The organism is Roseitalea porphyridii (genome assembly GCF_004331955.1).
In the GTDB taxonomy this organism is placed as follows: domain Bacteria; phylum Pseudomonadota; class Alphaproteobacteria; order Rhizobiales; family Rhizobiaceae; genus Roseitalea; species Roseitalea porphyridii.
Genome location: NZ_CP036532.1, coordinates 1470995 through 1493659 on the forward strand (window position 1 = coordinate 1470995; position 22665 = coordinate 1493659).

Below are 22665 nucleotides of genomic sequence, written 5' to 3' on the forward strand. Positions count from 1 at the left end.
GGTGCCAGGGCCCGGAATTTCTTCACTTTTCGCTAACCGTGCCGTTCAGCCGGTCGCCGCGCCGGGCTTTAGTTCGGCATGCGCGGGTCGCGAGCGGCACGCGCCAATGGGGCGAAAATACCGGCCGCGCGGCAGGGTTATGCGGACCGGCAGCGTGTCGGGAGGCACCATGGCACTGGCAAGATTGCGGCGCGATCTGTTCGTGAGCGCGAGCGCGCTGTGCGTTGTCGCCGTCACGGGCGCCGCCTTGGGTCCGGCCCGCGCACAGGTCACGGCGGACGGGCGCACCGCCACGAACGTCACCACCAGCGGGACGGTCACCGACGTGACCACCTCGACCGTCGTCGGCGGACACGGTGTCAACACGTTCTCGAGCTTTTCGACCGGTGCCGGCACCACCACGAACCTGCACGTGCCCGGCGGCGCGTCCGGCACCGTCAACATCGTCAATGGCAGCCGCAGCCAGATCAACGGCGCCGTGCGTTCGATGCAGAACGGACAGGTTGGCGGCAACCTCTACATCGCCAATCCGAACGGGTTCGTGGTCGGCCCGGGCGGCTCGGTCCAGGGCGGCTCGGTCAGCCTGTCGACGCCCTCGCAGAAGTTCGTCGATGAATTCGTCGGCCCGAACGGCGCGGTCAGCGGTTCCCATGTCGACCGCCTCGTCAGCGGCACCGCGCCGCAATCGGACGCCGACATCGACGTTCAGGGCTCGATCAGCGGTCACCGCGCGGTGCGCCTGCGCGCCGGCGGCAATGTCACCATCTCCGGCCGGGTCTCGGCCGGCGACCGCGCCGCGATCATGGCGGGCGCGGTCAACGGCGCCGGCCCCGCCCCGGGGGTGACGCTCGACGCGGGCGGCACCGTGACGGTCTCCGGCAGCGGCCGCGTCGTGTCCGTGAACGGCGCTTCCGGCGGCAATGTGAAGGTGCGGGCGGCCCATGTCAGGCTCGAACCGGGCGCGCGAATGCTGGCCGAAGGCGAGGGCGCCGGCCATGGCGGCACGGTCGACGTGTTCGCCACCGGGTCGTCGGTGCTGAGTGCGGGCGCGACGATTTCGGTCGCCGCGCGCGGCAGCGGCGATGGCGGCCATATCGGCTTTTCCGCCGAGGAACTGGTCGAACTGAACGGCGAACTGGCCGCCTGGTCCGGGACCGGGCAGGGCGGCTCGATCTTCATCGACCCGGACGTTCTGGAAGTCGACACCGACCGGATCACCGGCGGCGTGGACATCACGCTTCAGGCCGGCGACCGCATCGTCGTCAGCGAGCGCACCATCATCAACACGCGCAAGACCGACGGCGATCCCAACGATTTCGGCGCGGCCTCGGCTGGCGATTCCGGCGACATCATGCTCGTCGCCCCGCAGATCGTCATCGAAAAGGGCGCCCGGCTTCTCGCCTTTGTCGAAGAGGGCAGCGGGTTCGAAGCCGGCGACATCACGCTCGAGGCCAACCGCATCGACGCCGACGGCCATTCGACCGAACCGTCGCCGGTCAGCGTCAGCGGCATTTCGATCAACGGCGCTTATCTGCGCGGCGGCAACATCCGGCTGATCGCCGAGGTCGAAAAGGACAATCTCGTCGACGTCGAAGGCACGGCCGACGGCTATATCGCCAGCCTCGGGCTCGATGACACGGGTGTCGGTTTCGTCGACGATCTGGTCGAACTGGTCAGCGATGCGGCGTCGAAGGCCGATCAGATCCTAGACAGCGTCAATTACGAGAACTGGCCGTCCTATCTGGAAGCGCGCACCCGCATCGAGGTCACCGGCTCCTCGCTCGTCGCCAGCGGCGATATCGAGGCGGCCGCGCAGTCGCGCACCGTAACCCGGATCGGCCCGGACACGGACGGCATGGCCGTCGTCGTTTCGGTCTCCAACACCAGGGCCGAAACGGTCATCGCCGATTCGCGCCTCGAGGCCGGTGGCACGGTCGACGTGAGCGCGACGACGAAGGCGACCCAGGATCTCAAGGCCGAGGCAGCCCAGGGGTTCGATGGCCAGAACGACGGCGTCAACATCGGCGCGGCCATCTCGATCCGGATGGCCGAGGCGACGACGATCGTCTCGGGCGACGCCGAGACGGCCTACGATCCGACCGAGCCCGGCAACGTCGCCGATGCCGGCATCAAGGCCAAGGAAGGCATCGCCATCGGCGCCACCAACATCGTCGATGTCAGCGCGGCGGCCGAGGCGCTCCTGTCCGACAGCGCGTTCGGCGGCGCGATCCTTGTCTCGCTCGACGATATCGACGCGACGACGGCGGTCGGAACCGAACTGGTCAACCCCAAGGGCAAGATCAGCGTCGAGGCGCTCAACGACTATCAGAGCGTCGATCTGTCCGCGCGCGTCACCGGCGGCACGCTGACCGACGCGGACAGCCCCGATCCGACCGCGCCCGATCCGACGCCCGAGGACAATCGCGAGCAGCTCCTGCCGCTTCTCAGTGCTGCGGCGAACACGGCCAATGAGGCCTCCGGCGTCTCGGACGACAATGGCGCTCCGGCCCCCGATCAGTCCGGCGATTCCGGCGACAATGCCTATGCGGTTGCCGTCGCCGTCGCCAACCACAATGCGCAGGCGCGCACGCTGTTCGGTGATGCGGACTATACATTCGACACAGATGCCGGTACCGGCCAGCGGCTCGGCACGCCGCTCATCCTGGTCGAGCCCGAGAGCGATCAGCGCGGTACGCCCGATCTGGGGCTTGACGAGACCGGCGTGGTCATCGGCGCGCGCAACCAGCTTGGCGCGGTCTCCCAGTTCGCGCTGGCGGCGGCCGGCTCGGCCGATCTGCCGGACGACGACACGCCGGGCGGCCTGACCGGCAAGTCGAAGAGCGAGCTTCAGTCGGGTGGCGGTCTCGTCCTTCTGGGCGCGTTCAGCCTCGCCGACTGGGACATGCAGGCCGACGCCCGCGCGAGCGCAAAGCTCGACGCGCCCGCGCCCGGCGATGTCGTCTACATTCCCTACGAGCCGACCATCGTCACCCCCGGCTCGGTCTCGATCATCGCCGAGAACAGCGCGCCGGATATCGCAGGACGCGACGCGCTGGACACCGCTCATGCAGCCCGCAAGGCCGAGATCCTCGGCGAAGCCGACCCGGACGCCGATCCCTCGGTGATCGGCGCCTGGTCGGATGGTGAAGGACCGATTTTCACCGATGCCGACGACGCGCCGATCGCGCTCAGCCGGGCGCGCACGCTCGGCGCGGGTGACGAACTCGGCATCGGCTTTTCCCTGTCACGCCTGACCGGCGACCAGACCGCCACGGCGACGCTCGGCGCAGGCAGCTACATCGAGGACAATGCCGACGAGTATGGCGACATCGACGAGGGCGCCAACGACGAGACCTGGCTGGTCAGCGCCCGGCTGAGCGGGGCCTTCGGTGCATCGGCGGGTGCGCCGGGCGACAGCGTCGGCTCGGCCGAGGGCTCGGGCCTGGGCGCATCGGTCTCGCTGGTCGACATGGACGGGCTGGCGCGCGCCAATGTCGAGAACGGCGCGATCATCGCCGCGACGGAAAACATCGACGCGGTCAATGTGAGCGCGCGCGACGACCGGCTCGTCTTCGCCGATGCGCGCGCGCACGGTTCGGCCGAGAAGACCAATTTCGCCGGCGCGCTCGCCCTGACCCAGCGCGACGACACCGTGCAGGCGTTCGTCGGCCACCAGACCGATTTCGAGATCGCGGGCGATTTCGCCCTGACCGCCACCAATGCCGGCGACACGGTCACCGTGGTCTCGGGCGCCGCCGACGGCAAGAGCTCGATCGGCGTCGGCGTGAGTCTGAACTTCGCCGACCGGACCACCGAGGCGCGTATCCTGGGCAAGCAGGAGGCGCTCGCTTACGGCCCCGACACGGACCTTTCCGGCTGGGCGCTGCTGGGCGGGCTGGAGATCGCCGCCGAGGCCGAGGGCAACGTGATCGTCGGCGGCACCGTCTCGGCCGGCGGCAGCGGCGACGAGGACGACGCCGGCGAACCCGGCGCCGGCGATCCCGACCCCGATGCGCCCGACGATGACGCAAAGGACGAGGACAAGACCACCATCGACCCGGACATGCTGGGCACGGACGATGCGGACCGCGTCAAGCAGGCGATCGGCGGCGGCGCGCCCGACAAGGAGGGCGAGGGCGGCTTCACCTTCGCCGGCGATTTCGGCGGCCTGTTCGCCGATGTGACCACCCGCGCCGGCATCGCCGACCGCGACGGCGTGTTCAGCCAGCACGATGCCGACGACATCTATGTCGATGTCGAGGGCGAGGTTTCGATCACCGCGCTGACCGATATCGCCTATGGCCAGTCGAGCGCGGTGACGGCCGCGGCGACCGGCGGCATCGGCATTTCCGGCAGCTTCGGCCTGACCGCCATCGCCCAGGATACGACGACGACGCTGCTCGACACCGACATCGAGTTCGGCGCCGATCTGGTCGGCGAGGACAACACGCTCAAGCCGCTGTCGATCCGCTCCCCCGACCGGTCTACGCTCGATCTGGTCGTCAACGGCCGCACCGGCCGCGCCGACGATGGCTGGGGCATTTCGGTCGCCGCCAACTTCGCCCGCGTTGCCGCCACCGCGCGCACCGAACTGGTGGACGCCTCGATCCGCTTCGGCACCGGCAACGGTCCGCTCGAACAGGGCGGCGGCGAGGGCGGCTTCGAAGGCGAAGGCGAGGGGGGCTTCTGCGAGGAGTGTTCCGTCGAGATCACCGACGAGGCGCGCGACATCGAGATCACCGCCCATGCGGTGCCCCAGATCACCATTCGCGCCGCCTCGCTGCGCACCGGACCGGAAGCAGACGACCCTGATGCGCCCGCTGACCCCGACGCGCCCGGTGACCCCGACGCCGACGACGAACCCAAAAAAGCCGATGTCGCCGACACCGAGCAGATGGACGCGGTCGCCGATCTGGTTCGCGATGCGGGCGAACAGGCGCGCAATGGCGAGGAAGAAGGCGGCGGCGGCCTCAAGGGCCTGTCGATCACCGTCGCGCCGCTGCGCCTGATCGCCGATTCGACCGTCTGGCTCGAGGATTCGCTCGTCGAGGTCGATCTCAACCGCGACGCCAACGGCCAGCCGGCCGGCTCGGCCGGAACGCTGGAGGTGGCCTCGACCGCGCGCACGGGTCTCGACATCGACGCCTCCTCGGACACGATCGCCGCAGCCATCGGCATCACCGACACCAATTCCCGCACGGTCATCCGCTCCACCGACTTCGACGCCTTCAACGACGGCACGCTGACCATCACCTCGACCGCCGTCGAGGACCACACCATGCGCGCGACCGCCGGCGCGGAACGCTTCATCAAGGCGGCCGGCATCCTGTCGCTGCGCTCGGTCGACAACCGCATCCTGATCGACGCCCAGCAGGACCTGGTCCCCTGGTACTTCCGCGACAACGAGACCCAGACCTTTTCCCGCTTCATTTCGGGCGACGGGCTGACCATCGCCGCGCGCACCGAGCACGACATCGACATGGAGGTGATCGCCGCCGACGGCACCGCGTCGGCCCTTGCGATCGCCGGCATCGTCTCGCTGGCTGACACGGTCACCGAAGTGGCCTCGGGCGCGACCATGTTCCACGATGGCGACGCGCCGGTCACGGTCAAGGCCGAGAACGTCTACACCAACTATTCGGCGCGCGCGGTCGCCTCGGCCGGCACGCTGGTGCCCGGCGCCGAGGATCCCGCCGAGGGCGGCGAGGGCGACGGCGATCCGGACGACCGGCCCGGCGATGGCGACGGCGACAAGATCGGCAAGGTGGCCACCGCGCTGATGGACGTCTCCGACGAGACCCAGGAAGAGGTGCAGGAAGACCAGCCGGCCCCGCCCGGCGGCGGCGATACGCCCGAAGCGCGCGCCAGCTTCAAGGATGCATTCGCGCTCGCCTTCAATCTGGAACGCCACGACGACGTGACGACCGCCCGGCTCGGCGGCGAGCGCTACCAGCCCGATGCGCCCGAACCGCTCTATGTCGGCGCGACGATTCTTGGCGGCTGGAACACTGGCGAGGGCAGCCTCGCGCTGAGCGCGGCGACCGGCATCGAGCAGTTCCACAAGGAGACGCGCTCGGCGATCGGAACCGGAGCCGATTCCCCGCGCGTGGGCGCGGTCGTTTCCGTGCCGCTCGGCGACTGGAACCTGACCACCGACGCCGCGCTGGGGCGCAACTTCTTCACCTCGTCCGCCGGTTCGATCGCCGTCAGCGCGACCACGAACCTGCCGCAGATCGCCTTCCAGAACAGCCCGACCGGCCAGTTCATCGACGATGGCGGCACGCCGGACGATCCGGGCGACGGCACCGTGCTCGACCGCGATGCCATGTTCGAACGCGGCGGGGGCGGCTATGTCGACATCGACGACCGGCCCTTGTCCGCCGATGCGCTGGTCGGCGACGACAATTGGAACATCGTCACCTCGACCCAGACCGACGGCGAAAAGGCCGCCATCGCCGTCGATGTCGCCATTCACCGCTTCCGCACCGACACGACCGCCCGCTTTGCCGCGACCAAGAACGCCGGCTCGATCGACACGCAGTCGCTGTCCCTGACCGCGCTGACCGATGGCGGCTTCGCCTCGCGGCGCGACAATGCCGATCCATTCGTCTCCGGCGCGTCGGGCGTCGGCGGATCCGGTCATGTGCTGATCATGCGGCCGACAACCGAAGCGATCTTCGCGGCGCCGCTGCCCGAGGCGCGCGGCAACTCGATCGGCACGATCGGGGCGCTGAGCCTTTCGGCGACCAACGATCTCACCGCGGCGACCGCTGCCGCTTCCTACGGCAAGGCCGAGAAGTTCGCGCTGAACATCGGCTTTGCCATGACCGACTATGACGGGGTGGCGAACGCGCTGCTTGTCGACCCGTCGCGCTACAAGATGGGTGAGACATCGCTGATCGCCACCGACAAGAGCACGCTGCTGGCCGATGCCGGCAGCGGCGCCTCCGGCAGCACATCGATCGGCGTGTCGCCTGCGCTGGTCTTCGCCGACCGCACGGCCGATGCGGCGATTGTCACCAATCCCGATGGCAGCTCGGGCTTCACCGGCGACTGGTCGCTCGGCTCCACCACGGTCGCCGCTCTGATCGGCGGCGATGTGATCGTCACCTCGGTCGCCGGGGCCGGTCTCGACGAATCCTCGGCCATCGACGAGGACGATGACGGTGAGCCCGACAAGCGCAAGAAGACCGAGGTGCCGGTCAAGCTGCTTGGGGACCGCGCGACGACCAACGCCGACGATCTTGCCGACAAGACGGCCGACACCAAGACCGACGATCCGGCCAACCCGGACGACGACAACGACAATCTCGACAGCCCGGCCGACGGCAAGGAGTTCGGCTTCGCCCTTGCCGGCGATTTCTCCGGCATCTTCGGCGATGTGGCGGCAACGGCCCGCATCGAGCACAACCGGACTGTCGACACGACGTCGGGCGGTGGCGGCAACCTGTCGGTGGTCGCCACCAACACGACACGCAACTTCGCCGCCGCCGGCTCGGCGGTCTCCGGCGCGGGCGAGTTCGGCATCGCCGCCTCGGTGGCGCTCGGTCGCATCGACCGGACGACGCGCGCCACGGTCAGCGCGCCCGAACTGTTGCTCGATGACGGGGCGAGCTTCGTCCAGGCGATCGACACGACGACGATGAACCTGTTTTCGGCCGGACGCGGCGACGCGGCGGTCAAGAGCACCGTGCTCGGCAGCGCCTCGGTCGATGTCAGCACCGTCGTCACCGAGGCGTTGGTCACCGATACGAACGTCGATCAGGATCTCGCCGGCGGCGGTCTGACCGTCTCGGCGCGCAATGGCGGCTCGTCGCTGCTTCTCGCCGGCGCCGTGCGCGACCCGGCCGAGGAGGACGACGCCGACGATCCCGATGCGCCGGATGCACCCGATGCGCCCGACGCACCCGATATCCCTGCCGGAGACGGTGAAGGCGAGGGCGGCGACGAGGAAGCCGAAGGCGGCGGCGACGGCTCGGGCGGCTTCTCGGTCGGCATCGCCTTCGCCGGCAACGTGCAATCCGAAACCGTCCGCGCGCTGATCGACGAGAGCACGATTTCGGCGGGCGAAGTCACCGTCAGCGCCCGGCGCGACGGCTCGATCGACGGCGCGGCCGCCTCGAGCGGTTCGTCCGATTCCTTCACTCTGGCCGCGGCGGCGGCGGTCAACGTCACCGACCGCGATGTCACCGCCGACATCGTGGGTGGCTCGGTCGAGGCCGGCGCCGTGGACGTCAGCGCGACTGACACCGCCGACAGCCGTGCCCGGATCGGCTCGGACGCCGCATCGGGCGAGGTCAGCATCGGCGCTTCGGCGGCGGTCGTCGTCGAGGACCGGACCGTGCGCGCACGGATCACCGATGCCGACCTGTCCGGCAATCCGGCCGTGACCGTCACGGCGACCCAGTCGGGCAATGTCGACGTCATGCAGAAGGGCGGCGGTGAGGCCGACGAAGGCTTTGCCGGCAACATCGGCGTCGGCGTGATCGTTTCGCGGCGGACGACCGAGGCACTGATCCGCGATGCCGATGTCGATGCGGGGTCGGTCGCCATATCCGCCCTCACCGAGGGCGATCTCGTCAACCGGCAGGGCCTGTCGGTGGCGGCCGAGACCGCCGGTGCGATCGGCGTGATCGTCTCCGACCTGCGTACCGACACCAGCGCCCGGATCATCGGCGGCGACGTCGACGCAGGCACCGGCGACATCATCGTCGGCGCCCGGCAAGCCGGCCGCGTGCTCGCGCGCACCGGCAAGTCCGGCTCAGGCGAGAACGCGCTCGATGTGATGGTCTCGAGCGCGACGATGAACGGCACGGTCATCGCCGAAGCCGACGGCACGACGCTTTCCGGCCGGCGGGCCGAGTTCAAGGCCGAGGACAAGTCGGTCCTGCAGGCGGCCGCGATCGCGCGTGCCGAAACCGGCGGCGTCGGCATCGTCGGCGGGGTCGGCTATGCCCGTAACGGGCTCGACGTCAGCGCCCTTGTCACCGACACCGCGCTCGATTTCACTGACCGCACCGATGTCGTCGCACTGAGCGAGGCCGCGCTGACCGGCACCGTGGTCGGCATGAATTTCGGCGGCGGCAACTTCGCGGCTGCGTTCCAGGCCGGCTGGCTGACCTCCAATCGCGAGATCGTTGCTCGCGCCTCTGGCGACTTCGGCGGCACCGTCGGCGGCGATCTGAACGTCCGCGCCGAGCGTCAGGACAAGCTGATCGGCATCTCGGTCACCGCCCAGGAGGCGAACGCCGCGGTCGGCATCGGCGGCAACGTGCTGCAGACCGGTGGCCGCACGCTGGCCGAATTGATCGTCGACGACGATCTCGTCATAGACGGCGCCCTGTCGGCACGGGCCCGCGATCTCAGCGAGGCGGGCAACATCGCCATCGGCGCGGCGACGGGATCGGGCAGCTTCAGCCTGGTCGGCTCGCTTGCCTACACGCAGATGGGCCGCCGCCCTGCTGGTGCCGTCATCCTCGAACCCGGTGAGCGCAGCCAGGAACACGAGGCGCAGAACGAGCAGACGCGCGACGATCTGGGCAACGCGGTGGCCGACGAACTTCAGATCACCGATGCGGCCGCCCGCGCCGATCTTGTCCGCCGCATGGATCTGGCGGTCGAATCGCGCGTTGTCGTCGCAGACGACACGTCACTCACCGTCCCCGGCGCGACGCTCATCGAGGCCGAGGATGCCCGCAAGGTCGCCTCGATCGCCGGTCAGATCTCGATCGGCTTCGACACGGGCGGGCTGACGGGCGAAGCGGCGAACGCGGTCACCATCGACGAAAACGGCATCTCCGTCAGCGCCCGCGATGTCGCCAATACGGCGCTCTCCAACATCATCCAGATCGCGCTGTTCGGCTTTCCGAGCGGCGATGACGATGGAGGCCTGGACGAAGCAGGCGGCCAGGCCAATGGCGACAGGCCCTCCGGCGACGGCGGCGATGGCGGCGACGGATCGAGCGGCGGCAGCGGCGGGGTCTCGATCGGCGCGTCCTTCGGTTGGGCGCGGCTGGGCGGTCTCGTCTCCGCCGATCTGGTGCTCGGCAGCGGGTCAAGAGCCGTGCTCGGCGACACGACCATCACCGCCGCCTCGACCGCGCGCGCCATGGGCCTTTCGGCCGGCGCCTCGGCGGGCCAGTCCAACGTCGCGATCGGCGCGGGTGCCGGCATCAGCCGGCACGACCAGCTGGTTCGCGCCCGGATCGACGGCGCGGGAAGCTGGGCCACCACCGGCAGCGCGCTGCGCGTCGGCGATCTGACCGTCGATGCGACATCGGACGGCCAGTCGCGGGCGATCGCCGGTTCGGTCACCGCCACGAGCGGCAATGTCGCCGTCGCCGCCGTGCTCGCCGTCTCCGACATGGACGCGCAGACCGAGGCGTCGATCACCGACGTGGCGATCGATGCGGGCGGCGATGTCGCCCTTTCGAGTGTCGACGAGGGTGGCGCGCTGTCGCTCGGCGTGTCGGTCGGCGCGTCGACTGGCGTCGGGATCGGCCTTTCGGTCGGCCTGAACAGCGCCAAGAGCGTCACGCGCTCCACTGTGCTGGACGCTGAAATCAATTCCAGCCGCGACATCGTCGTCGCGACCCGGCGGTCGCAGAGGATGAACGCCTTCGTCCTTCAGGCCTCGGTCGGCTCGAGCGCCGGCGTGGGCGCAACGCTCGGCATCTCCGAACAGAAGGGCGAAAGCGTCGCGCTGGTCGATAATTCGACCCTGACGGCCACCGATGACGTGATCGTCGACACGTTCGGCGATTCCGAGCTGACCGCCGCCGCGGTCGGCGCCGCCGGCGGCGGCTCGGCGGGCATCACCGGCTCGATCTCGATCACGATCAAGCGCGACGTCGCCGCGGCAAGGATCGTCGATTCGACCGTGACGGCTGATGACAGCGTGCTTGTCCGCGCCATCAATGGCGGCGTTCTGTCGGGCGTGGGCGGGGGCGACGATTCGGCCAGCCGCGAACTGGGGGCCAGCCAGACCACCGGCTCGATAGCCATCGGCGGCTCGGTCGGCATCGGCGTGTCGGTCTCGGTCATCTCGATGGCCTCCGAGGTCATCTCGGAGATCGTCGATTCCGAGGTCACGGCGCGCGCCTTCGATGCCGGCATCGACACGATCACGCGCTCCGCCACGGGCGATGTGCAGACCGACTATGTCGAGCGCCAGGACACCGCGATCAGCGGCGTCTCCGTACTCGCCGACAATCAGACGTCCCTTCAGGCCATTGCCGTGTCGATTGCCGGCGCCGGCTCGGTGGCGATCGGCCTTCAGGTGCCGGTGCTTCTGGTGCGCGACGCGGTCAAGGCGCGCATCGTCGACAGCACGGTCGTCTCCGGCCGGAACGTCTCCGCCGAGGCCTACAATCAGAGCGACATCTTCACCTTCTCGCTGACCGGCGCGGTCGGCATCGGCGGCGCGGGCGTGGGCGCGCTGGTCGAGGTCGGCTCGCTCAAGAAGACCACCGAGACAGAAGTGATCGGCAGCACGATCGACGCCGACCGCGACATCGTGCTGACCGCTGCCGCCCCCGAAAAGCTGAACAAGTTCTCGATCGCCGTCGCCGGCGGGCTCTATGCGGGCGTTGCCGGCATCGTCGAGAGCCTCGTGACGACCAACGCCACGCGTACGCTGGTCTACGATTCCACCCTGATCAGCGGCCGCGACACCGAGCTTGTCGCCGCATCGCCGCGCAACATCGTCAACAACGCGGCGACCGCCGCCGGCGGTATTGCCGGCGTCGCCGGCGGCGTCGTCATCCTCAATGCGCGCGATGAGACCCGAGCCGAGATTCTCGACGGCAACGCCGGCGATGCGTCGAACCTGCGTGTCACGCGCGATCTCGACATTCGCGCGGATTCGCAGCTGCGCACCAATTCGGTCGTCGCCGGCGCGGCTGGCGGCCTTGTCGGCGTGAGCGGGTCGATCCTGGTTTCCAAGTTCGAGCAGCAGGTCTTCGCCCGCATCGGCAACAACACCGATTTCGGCGCCTATGTGGGCGCGCCGGCGCCGCGCAACGTCAATGTCCACGCCTATCAGGGCTTCGACCAGACCATGACGGTCGGCGCGGTCGCCGGCGGCTTCGTCGGCATCGGCGCCTCGGTCGGCGTGACCAATGTGCGCAACACGGTCGAGGCCTCGATCGGCAGCGGCGTCACCCTCGTGGCGCAGGACACGATCACGGTCAGGGCCGATGGCGTGCGCGACCTGACCGCGAACGCGCTGACGGTCGGCGGCGGCGCGGTCGGCTTTTCGGGCGCCGCGCTGGTTGCCAGCTTCGCCGCCTCGGCCGACGACGAGGAGAGCCGCGAGACCGTCGAGGAGGTCGATGCGGGCATGGAAGGCGATCCGTTCGAGGCCGAGGGCGACAGCCCGGCCAATGCGGACAGCCAGCTTGCCTCCCTGCTCGGCGAGGCGGCCGGCGACCGCAACTCGGTCGATCTGGGCGGTCTTTACGCGACCGGCCAGACCGACGCCCTGCGCGCCTCGATCGGCGACGCCACCCGGCTCGAGGCGGGCGACGAGATCGATATCGCCGCGAAGGAAGACGGGCTGATCAAGATGCGCGCGGGCGCGGCCGCCATCGGCGGCTATGCGGGCGTTGCCGGCGGCGTCGTCACGCTCAAGCGCGGCTCGACCATCGTCACCGAGATCGGCGACAATGTTCAGATCCGCGGCGGCGACGTGATGATCGGCGCCAGTGCCGTCGATCAGACCGGCCAGCGCGATGTCGACGAGGACGGCAACCCGCTCGGCAACCAGGTCGCCGTCGCCGGCAGCGGCGGCCTCGTCTCGGCCAACGCGGCCATCGCCGTGACCACCCTGTCGCGCACGATCGATGTCGAGTTCGGCCAGAACGTCGACATCAATGCCGGCGCCGGCGATGTCGCGATCAGCGCCCGCGAGGATGGCGAGACCTGGGCGAGCACCGTGTCGGCGTCGACCGGCGCCATCGCCAATGGCGGCGCGCTGGCGACGACGAGGCGCGAAACCGACATCGCCATCGATCTGGCCGATGCGCGGGTCGTCGGCGTCAATGTCGACGTGACCGCCGAGCGCGACGGCCTGCTGCGCAGCCAGGGCGTGGCCGCCGCCGGCGGCATCGCCTCGGGCGTTGGTGTCGCCACCGACACGCGCGACGAGGCGACGGTGACCGTCGATCTGGGCACCGCCCGCATCGAAACGCTCGACGCCGCGACCATCCGCGCTTCGAACGCGGCCAACGTCACCTCGCTCGCCGTCGGCGTCGCCATTGGCGGCGGCGGCGCGGTCGGCGTGTCGAGCGCGGTCGCCCGCCGCGAGGGAATCGCGCAGGTCACCGGCTCTGGCGCCGAATTCCGCGTCGGCACGCTGTCGGTGACGACCAATGACGCGGTGTCGATGGACGAGGAGGGCGTCAGCCTGGTCGACGCGCGCGCGATATCGGCGGCCGGCGGCGGTCTTCTGGGCGGGCAGGGCGCCCGTTCGAATGCGGTCAACGAAAGCCGCTCGATCATCGACCTGACGATCGCCTCGCTCGATGCCGAGGGTGATGTGGAGATCGACGCGCGCACCAACGGCGCCATCGACACACGCACCGACGGTTTCGCGCTCGGCTTCGCCGCGGCCGGCGCCAACCTGACCGAAGCCACCATGTCGAGCATTGCTTCGACCCGTGTCGATCTGACCGGCAGCGCGCAGGTGGACGGCTCGGTTCTCATCGGCGCGACGGCGGCCGACACCACCTTCGGCAAGTCGGTCTCCGGGCAGGGCGGGGCGATCGCGCTTCAGGCCTCCAAGGTCAATCTGACCATGGTGCCGACCACCACCGTCGCCGTGACCGGTTCGGGCATCGCCGCGCTCGGCGGCATCGACGTTGTGGCAAACCGGGCCAGCACGTTCGAAGTCGAAGCCGATTCGCTGCAGGCATCCTTTTCGGGCGCCAGCGGAACGGGCATCGACAGTACGGTCGACGCGACGATATCGGTCCAAATCGGCGCCGACCTGACCGCGCCGACCATCACCGTCGCCGCGCTGCAGCAGATCACCAAGCTGGCCGAAGGCTTCAACGTGCGCACCACGACCGGCGGCGTCACGAGCGGCTCGTCCGTCAGCAGCGAGACGATCGTCGATGTCGACAGCAACATCGAGATCGGCAGCCGACTCGAACAGCTCGTCTCGCCGTTCCTTGACGGTGAGGGCATCGCGGTCACGCTCAACAACCGCTTCGATCTGGTCGACCGGCTCGAACTCGACACGGGCGGCGCCGTGGCGATCCCGCGCGGCGACGGTCAGATGCGCATCGACGTGCGCAGCGCCGACATCCTGTTCGAAGACGCCGAACTCGCCGCCTTCGACGACATCACCGTCTCGGTGACCAACGATGTCGATGCGAGCCTTGAAGCCAACGTCGCCGCCTACGGGCTGGCCGGCGCGCCAAGGGGCGGCGTCGAGCTCGAATTCGATGCCAATCAGCTCATCGCCCTGAGCGGGTCGAGCGAACTGACCTCGCGCGCCGGCTCTGTGCGGCTGCTCAACGGCCGGACCGTCACGCGCCAGCAGGAAATCCTGCTCAACGCCGAAACGCGCATCTTCAACGGAACGACGATCCCCGTGCCCGCCGGCGTCACGGCGATCGCGGACGCCGATGTCCGGTCTGGCCTGACGATCGGCACCAACGCCCGCATCATGGCCGCCCGCGACGTGCGGCTCGTCTCCGATCAGGGTTTTGTCGACCCGTACGGCTACTATTCGGTCTCCGACCTCTATTCGGGCGCGGCCGAGGCGATCACCAACTTCTTTGGCGGCATCGTCGGCGCCGACGAAATCTCGCTCGACCGAACTGGCGGCCAGTCGATCAACAATTCGGCCTCGCGCACCGCCATCGCGGGCACCGCCATCGCCGGCGCGTTCGCCGAGGCGACCGTGGACATCGCCCTCAATGGCGACATCACGCTGGGCGGCAGCACCGAGGGCGTTTCGGTCGATTATGCCACCAACGAGTTGCGCAACGCCGCGCTCGTCGCCTTCATCGCCGAGCGGCAGGCCGAACTCGACGACATCGACATCTACGAAGAAGGTGCCGACGAACTGCGCGCCCGCCTTCAGGCCGAGATCGACAGCCTTCAGGCGCGACTCGCACGCCTTGGCGGCGCCGACGCGCGCGGCGACACGGTCACCGTCTCGCCGATCGTCGCCGCGGTCGGCAATATCGAGATCATAACCGATGCGATCGGCGGCGACGGTCGGCTCGAAGCCAATGGCGACGCGCTGATCCGCATCACCAACGCTTCGTCCGCCCTGCTCGAGGTGGAGGGCGCCTCCGTGCCGTTCCGCGCCGGCGGCGAGGTGCGCGTCAACGGCGTTGCCGTGCGCGACAATGCCGAGGCGCTGCAGCGCGCCGGAGAGGACCAGTTCGTTCGGGCCGAACTCGACATCGCGCCCTCGGACGGCGACCGGCCGTCGATCTCGATCTCGGGCACCTATATCGGCTCGGGCGATGACGACCGCTCCGACATCATCATCTCGGGCAACATCGAGAACCTCAACGGCGACATCACCGTCTCGACGCTCGACGGCAACGTGCTGGTGCTGGACGCAGACATTTCCGGCCGCAACGTGACGATCGACGCCGGTGGCGACTTCTTCCTGTCCGCCCCGCCGGGCGTGACGACGGTGGGTGGGCGCGATCCGGCCGGGCTCTATCGCGACTTCTTCGCCGAATATGAGGACATGTCCGATCAGGCGTATCTTGGCTACCTGATCGACCGGGGGCAGCTCTTCCTGCCCGGCGTCAGCGGCGTCATCGCATCGAACGCCTATATCGCAGCGGGCGTGCCCGCATGGGAGCGCGAGCGCGGCAACGGCCAGATCCGCGCCATCGGCGGCGTCTACATCTATGCCGATACGCTCAACATCGACGGCACCATCCAGTCCGGCGAGACCGACTGGCGCCTGACCGTCCACGATCAGCTGTCGACGCGGCTGGCGAACCTCACGCCGGGCGAAATCGCCGGCCGCGACCGCATCCTCATCTCGCGCGCGGTGCGCGACGACGGCGACCTTCTGATCGGCGACGAACTGACCGGCCCCACGGGCATGGTCCCTCTGGTCTCCTCGAACGTGTCGGTCTGGTACAATGTCGGCACGGGCGAACTGGAAGTCGACCCGATGATCACCAAGGGCGGCTATGTCGAACTGGTCGGCCGGATCATCTCGACGGGCGGCAACTGGCGCAACGGGCCGACCGAGAACCAGGCGCGCATCACCGCAGCCAACGGCTATGGCCATGTCACCGTCAACAACATGTCCGACCTGCCGGTGGTCTTCTCGGCGATCAACACGGCGACCGAACCGGTCGACGGCTTCATCACGATCACCGATCTGGGCAACAAGGTGCTCGACCGCCCGCCCGGCCAGGACGATGTCTTCCAGAGAACGACCTACCGGATGTTCGGCGGCCAGATTCAACGGACCACGCTCGCCACCACCAATTTCAGCGGGACGCCGTCCGTCATCCCGATCATCACGGCGCTCGATCCCGACACGGCCCAGTTCCAGATTTCCGATGCCTACGCGCTCGAATATTCGCGCTCGCGGATCATCGAGGAGGTCACCACCGAGCAGAAGACGGTCACCGAACGCTTCATCCTCAACAACTACGAAGAGGACGAGGTGCTCAGCACCTCCTCGCAGATCCTTTTCGAGGACGAGGAGCTTCGCTCGATCGCGACACTGGTGACCACCACCGCCGCCGATCTGGCGACGCCCTACGATTACGGCCGTGACATCACCGACGAGACGGTCCAGACCGGCAACTGGGCGCTGGTCGGCGAGCGCCGCGTGGTCGATCGGTTCCTGGGCGTCCCCGTCAAGTGGGAGAGCGATTACGAACGCGAGATCGTGCGCACCTACAACCAGCTCGACAATCACGAGATCGCCGCCAACGTGCCGATCTCGATCGGCTTTGAAGGGTTCGAGACCTCGGCCATCACGATCGACTCGGTCGGCGATGTCCGCTTTGCCGGCAATGTCTTCAATGTCGCCGGCGAGACCGAGGTCAACGCCACTGCAGGCTCGATCTCGGCCGAAAGCGGCAACGCCATCCTGTTCCTCGACCATTCCCGCTTCGAGGCGGCCGGCGACATCTCCGGCGCCGACTTCATCACCACAAGGCGTCTTGGCGGCGGCCTGACCGGCGGCGGGTTCACCGAACGCACCGCGCGCACCGGTGTCGCCGACATGGTGATCGACCAGAACGACGGCGCGCGCCTGTTCGCCCAGTCCAACGGCGGCGACGTGCTGCTGCGCGAACTGTCCGGCAACATCACGGTCAGCCAGGTGTCGGGCAACCGCGTCCGGCTCGTCTCGCCCGGCTCGATCTTCCGCGAGAACCGGCTCAACCGTCCCAACCCCGCATTCGGCGCCGACACGCTGGAACTGATCGCCGAAAGCGGCGCCATCGGGACGCCGCAAGGGCCGCTGCCGGCCATTGTGGCGACACGCCTCGACGCCCGGGCGCTGGGCAACATCTCCATCAGTTCGCCCTTCTCCGATCTGCCGGTCGGCCACGTCCAGTCGACCGATGGCGAGGTGTTGCTGACCTCGACCCGCTCGATCACCGACGCCAACGACAATGCCGTGCCCGACCGCCGCGCCATCGACGGGCTGCTCGACGAATTGTGGGACGAGATCGGCCTGCGCGATCTCGGAACGGCGTCCGACGGCCGGCGCGAGGAGGTCACGCGCGGGCTCGAAGCGGCCGAACGCGCCGATTACGAGTTCTACTGGTCGGTCCGCCGCCAGATCGAGATCACGCGGAACGAGACCGGCGAAGTCGTCGACAAGCGCGTCCGGGATCTGGGCTACGACGAGGACTACCAGTTCAAGTTCACCGACGAACAGGTCGACGCCATGCTCGATGGCAAGGCGAGCGGCGTCCCGCTGACCCAGGAGCAGATCGACGCCGAGGCCGAGGCCAGAACCGAGGCCTACCACCGCATCCATGAGAAGTATGGCGAGGGGCCCTACGATGTCGATGTCCGCATCAAGCTCGATGATGAGATCGTCGCCGAGACGCAAAGGGCGATGTTCTTCACCGACGCGCAGCTTCAGAACCGGCTGCGCGCCGAGCTGGTGCTCGGCATCACCGACACCGAACTGACCATCGAGGAGGCCAACATCACCGCCGACACGGCGAACCTTTCTGCCAGCATTTCGATCGGCAGCCGCATCGAACCGGTCGTGCTGCGGGACGGGGACGAACTGACCGAGGAACTGCTCACCGCGCTTTGGACGGCCGAGCCGGGCGATATCGTTCGCAAGGGCGACCAGACGGTGATCACCATCTTCGACGATGTCGATGTCGATCTTCAGGGCGAATTGACCGCGTTCGCGTTCAACGACGCGCTGATCGGCTCGGAAGGCGATCTGCGGATCAATTCGGTCGACGCCAACGAGATCGTCCGTCTGAAGGCCGGCGGCTCGATCGTCCGCGCGCCGGGCGCGGGTGTCGACGACATCGTTTCTGGCAACCGGATCCTGCTGGAAGCCGCCCAAGGCGGCATCGGCACCAGCCCCGCTCCGGTTCGCGTCGGCACCGAGGGCGCCGAACCGTCCGTCTCCGCGCGGGCGAGCGGCAATATCTTCATCACCGCGAACGGCGATCTGCCGATCGGCACCATCTTCACCCCGTCCAGCGTCCGGCTGACCGCCGATGGCGGCACGATCAGCGCCGTTGCCGGCCAGACCACCCCGCATGTGACCGCAACCGCGGCCTATCTCGCCGCCCAGGGCTCGATCGGCCCTGGTGGCAGGGCGCCGCTGGTCGCCGGCATCGACGGCGCGCCGGTCGTGGTGCGCACGCAATCGGGCGGCGGGGTCGCCTTCGACGTCGCGCCGGGCGAGACGGCGCGCTATTGGCTCGGCGGCGCAATCCTGCCGCAGACGATCACGATCGGCGGCGAGGGCGATCTCGAACTCGGCGATTCGATCTTCGCCTGGAACGCGATCGACATCGCGGTGGATGATCTGGACCTGTCGCAGTTCATGGTGTCGAACAATGGCGGCGGCATCGAACTGAACGTCACCGGCGAACTGGACGCCTCCTCGCCGGATGCCTGGATCGGCGCCGTCGGGGGCCTGACGCTCGATATCGGTCGCCTTTTGACCGGAGATGAGGGCGCGCTGCGCATCGACACCGATCGTCTCGACGCGCGGATCGGGGGCGGCAACGCTCTTATCTCCAACGGTCAGCGCCTGCGGCTCGACGAACTCGTGCTCGATGGTGGCGGCGTGATGCAGCTTGTCACCGAAGGCCCGCTGACGCTGAACGGCAAGATGGGCGTTGCCGGCGGCGGCACGATGGTCCTGACCGGTACGAACGGCATCGCGGGTACCGGCCAGCTCACCGGAGGACAGGCCTTCTTCACCGCCAACGCGGGCAATATCGATGTCGACCTGACGGTCGACGATCTGGACGTCCTGAACCTTGCCGCTTACGCCGGCTCGATCCTGGTCGATCTGGCGAGCGGCAACATGCGGAGCGATTTCGTCACGGCGGCGCAGGGCGATGTCTTCATCACCCACTTCAATGCGGGCGACGAGGTCGCGATCGAACGGATCGGCGCAGTCCAGGATCCGCAGATCGTGGCCTCCGCGTTCGGGTTCGACCAGTGGGGCGCCGAACCGGTCGATCTGCTGCGCGCATTCGACTTCCCGGCCGTGCGGCCCGAACTCTATACACCGACCGCGGTCCCCGGACCCGGTGAACCCGGCGAGGGCGGCGGCGAAGTCGGTGGCGGCGGCAACACCGGTGGTGGCGGCGGCGGCAATACCGGTGGTGGCGGCGGCGGCAATACCGGTGGCGGCGGCGGTGGAAACTCCGGTACTGGCGGCAACGCCGGCGGCGGCACCGGTGGCGGCAATGCCGGTGGCGGTACGGGTGGCGGCCGCAATCCGGGCGGCGTCATCAACGACAATGGACGGGTCCCCGATGGCATCGTCCGCGGTCCCGGCGGCAATACCGGTGGCGGGTCGGGCGGCTTTGATCCGGGCGGCGGCAAGCCGGGCCTCGGTCCGGCGGGCGGCGGTTTCACGCCAGCCCCCGGAGGCGGCAACGGGCGCGGTCCCGGCCTTTCGAGACCGGGTGGAGGCGCGCCCGAGACCGGCGACGGACCGCTGTTCGAGACCCGCAGCACCGCCGGCGGCCCGAACGTGCGCATCCAGAACTCGACCGGTTTCGGCTCCGGTGGTACGAGCGGCGGGTCCGAACGGACCGGAGGCAGCGCGGACGATGAGGAAGAAGAGCGCGACGACGACCGCCGCGCGCGGCGCTGATGTGACGGTGCCCGGGGCACCCGGTTTCGCATTCGCCCTTGCCTTGGCCGCGCTCGCCTTCTGTCTGCTTCCGATGACGGCGGCGGCGCAGGACGCTCGCGCCGACCGGTTCCGCGACTGGATGCTCTACCGCGCCGGAGGGCAATGCCTTTTGACGACGCAGATCGCCAGCAGGGCATCCGGTTCCACCATCGCCGAGGTGATCCTGCGCCCGCGCGGCGACGGCGAGCCGGGCGCGGCGATCGGCGTGCGCGTCCCGAACGGCGTATCGCTCGCCGACGCCATCGCCTACGTTCATCCAGAGCGCCCGGGCGAGGCGGTCGGTCTTCAGTGGCAATCGTGCGACGCGGAACGGTGCCTTGCCGCCGGAACGCTGAGCGAGGCCGGTCTCGACCGGCTCAAGCGTGGCCGCTTCATCGTTCTCGGCTTCCGCCCCGTCGCCGGCGCGCGCACGCTCAATGTCGACATTCCGCTGTTCGGCGTGACTGCCGGCTGGCGGGCGCTCGAGGCCTGCGCCGAATGACCGTGCCGACCCTTGCACCCTCGTCCGCAAGGCGATAACTGGCCTGTCAGAAAAAGAGCGCGCCCGCCTTCTGCCCCGTGCGGCTTTCGGCCATATGGTGCGCCGCGACGAATGGGACTAGATGAATCGCAGTCCCACGAACCATCGGGGTGTTGTCACATGGAAGCCGTTGTCGCCTCCTATCTGCCGATCATCATCTTTCTCGTCGTGTGTTTCGGCATCGGCGCCGCGCTGCTGATCGCGCCGTTCATCGTCGCCTATCAGAGCCCGGACCCGGAAAAGCTGTCGGCCTACGAGTGCGGCTTCAACGCCTTCGACGATGCGCGCATGAAGTTTGACGTGCGCTTCTATCTCGTGGCGATCCTGTTCATCATCTTCGACCTGGAAGTGGCGTTCCTGTTTCCCTGGGCGGTCTCGTTCGGCGAACTGGGCATGTTCGGCTTCTGGTCGATGATGGTCTTCCTTGGCGTTCTGACGGTCGGCTTCATATATGAGTGGCGCAAAGGAGCGCTGGAATGGGATTGAACGACGACCAGACACTTCTCGCGCCGCAGCCGCGCGGCGTCATCGACCCGAAGACGGGCAAGCCGATCGGCCATGACGACTCCTTCTTCGGCGAGATCGACAACGAACTGGCCGACAAGGGCTTTCTGGTCACCTCGACCGACGAGCTGATCAACTGGGCCCGCACCGGCTCGCTCATGTGGATGACGTTCGGGCTCGCCTGCTGCGCCGTCGAGATGATGCACACATCGATGCCGCGCTACGATGCCGAGCGCTTCGGCGTGGCGCCGCGCGCCTCGCCGCGCCAGTCCGACGTGATGATCGTCGCCGGCACGCTGACCAACAAGATGGCGCCGGCGCTGCGCAAGGTCTACGACCAGATGCCCGAACCGCGTTACGTGATTTCGATGGGCTCGTGCGCCAATGGCGGCGGCTACTACCACTATTCCTATTCGGTGGTGCGCGGCTGCGACCGCATCGTGCCGATCGACATCTACGTGCCCGGCTGTCCGCCGACCGCCGAGGCGCTGCTCTACGGCATCCTGATGCTGCAAAAGAAGATCCGCCGCACCGGCACGATCGAACGCTGACCCGCGCCGGTCGCCGCAAAACGGAAAGCCATTGATGGCCACGCTTGAAAATCTCGACGATCTGGCGAGCACCGTCGCCGACACGCTCGGCGACATCGACCACGAGGCGCACACCGCCTGGGGCGAACTGTCGATCACCGTCGGCGTCGAGGATATCATCCCCACGCTGACGCGGCTGCGCGATTCCATGCAGACCGGCTTCGTCTCATTCATCGACCTGTCCGGCGTCGACTATCCCGAGCGGGACAAGCGCTTTGACGTCGTCTACCACCTGCTGAGCCCGACGCTGAACCAGCGGCTGCGCGTCCGGGTGATGACCGACGAGGAAACGCCGGTTCCTTCGGCCACGGGCGTGTTTCCCGGCGCCAACTGGTACGAGCGCGAGGCCTACGACCTTTACGGGATCCTCTTCACCGGCCATCCGGACCTGCGCCGGCTGCTGACCGATTACGGTTTCGAGGGCCATCCGCTGCGCAAGGATTTCCCGCTGACCGGCTTCGTCGAGGTGCGCTATGACGACGAGGCCAAGCGGGTGATCTACGAGCCCGTCAGCCTGCGCCAGGAGTTCCGCGATTTCGACTTCCTGTCGCCGTGGGAGGGGACGGAGTATGTGTTGCCGGGGGATGAGAAAGCCGAAGGGAAGTGAATGGTGAAGTGGTGAGTAGTGAATAGTCGAGACCGCCACGCACCCATTCACGACTATCGGGATCTTACGGTCTGGAAGGATT

At 68.4% G+C, this 22665-nt stretch carries 5 protein-coding genes; all 5 read left to right on the forward strand.

Features of this window, described 5'->3' with window-relative positions; all coding sequences use genetic code 11:
• The first annotated feature begins 169 nt into the window (after positions 1–169).
• The 5 genes from E0E05_RS07205 to E0E05_RS07225 all read left to right on the forward strand — a co-directional run bounded on the left by E0E05_RS07205 (position 170) and on the right by E0E05_RS07225 (position 22583).
• Entirely contained in the window at positions 170–20320 is a 20151-nt protein-coding gene (locus E0E05_RS07205) for a leukotoxin LktA family filamentous adhesin (RefSeq protein ID WP_158629297.1), read from the forward strand.
• Positions 20277–20843 carry an invasion associated locus B family protein gene (locus E0E05_RS17325; protein WP_158629298.1) on the forward strand — a complete coding sequence of 189 codons (567 nt, stop codon included), beginning with the start codon at positions 20277–20279 and terminating at the stop codon, positions 20841–20843. The genes E0E05_RS07205 and E0E05_RS17325 overlap by 44 nt, the downstream gene beginning before the upstream one ends.
• A 159-nt stretch (positions 20844–21002) precedes the next feature.
• Positions 21003–21368: an NADH-quinone oxidoreductase subunit A gene (locus tag E0E05_RS07215; protein ID WP_131616102.1), complete on the forward strand. Its 366-nt coding sequence runs from the start codon at positions 21003–21005 to the stop codon at positions 21366–21368.
• Entirely contained in the window at positions 21359–21937 is a 579-nt protein-coding gene (locus E0E05_RS07220) for a NuoB/complex I 20 kDa subunit family protein (protein ID WP_131616103.1), read from the forward strand. The genes E0E05_RS07215 and E0E05_RS07220 overlap by 10 nt, the downstream gene beginning before the upstream one ends.
• 34 nt (positions 21938–21971) lie before the next feature.
• On the forward strand, positions 21972–22583 hold the full coding sequence (locus tag E0E05_RS07225) for an NADH-quinone oxidoreductase subunit C (protein ID WP_131616104.1): 612 nt from the start codon (positions 21972–21974) through the stop codon (positions 22581–22583).
• Positions 22584–22665 lie beyond the last annotated feature (82 nt).

What these genes read in the sequence shown, in the direction of transcription:
- E0E05_RS07205 (WP_158629297.1), top strand. Translation starts at nt 170, where the DNA reads ATGGCACTGGCAAGATTGCGGCGCGATCTGTTCGTGAGCGCGAGCGCG.
- E0E05_RS17325 (WP_158629298.1), top strand. Translation starts at nt 20,277, where the DNA reads ATGAGGAAGAAGAGCGCGACGACGACCGCCGCGCGCGGCGCTGATGTG.
- E0E05_RS07215 (WP_131616102.1), top strand. Translation starts at nt 21,003, where the DNA reads ATGGAAGCCGTTGTCGCCTCCTATCTGCCGATCATCATCTTTCTCGTC.
- E0E05_RS07220 (WP_131616103.1), top strand. Translation starts at nt 21,359, where the DNA reads ATGGGATTGAACGACGACCAGACACTTCTCGCGCCGCAGCCGCGCGGC.
- E0E05_RS07225 (WP_131616104.1), top strand. Translation starts at nt 21,972, where the DNA reads ATGGCCACGCTTGAAAATCTCGACGATCTGGCGAGCACCGTCGCCGAC.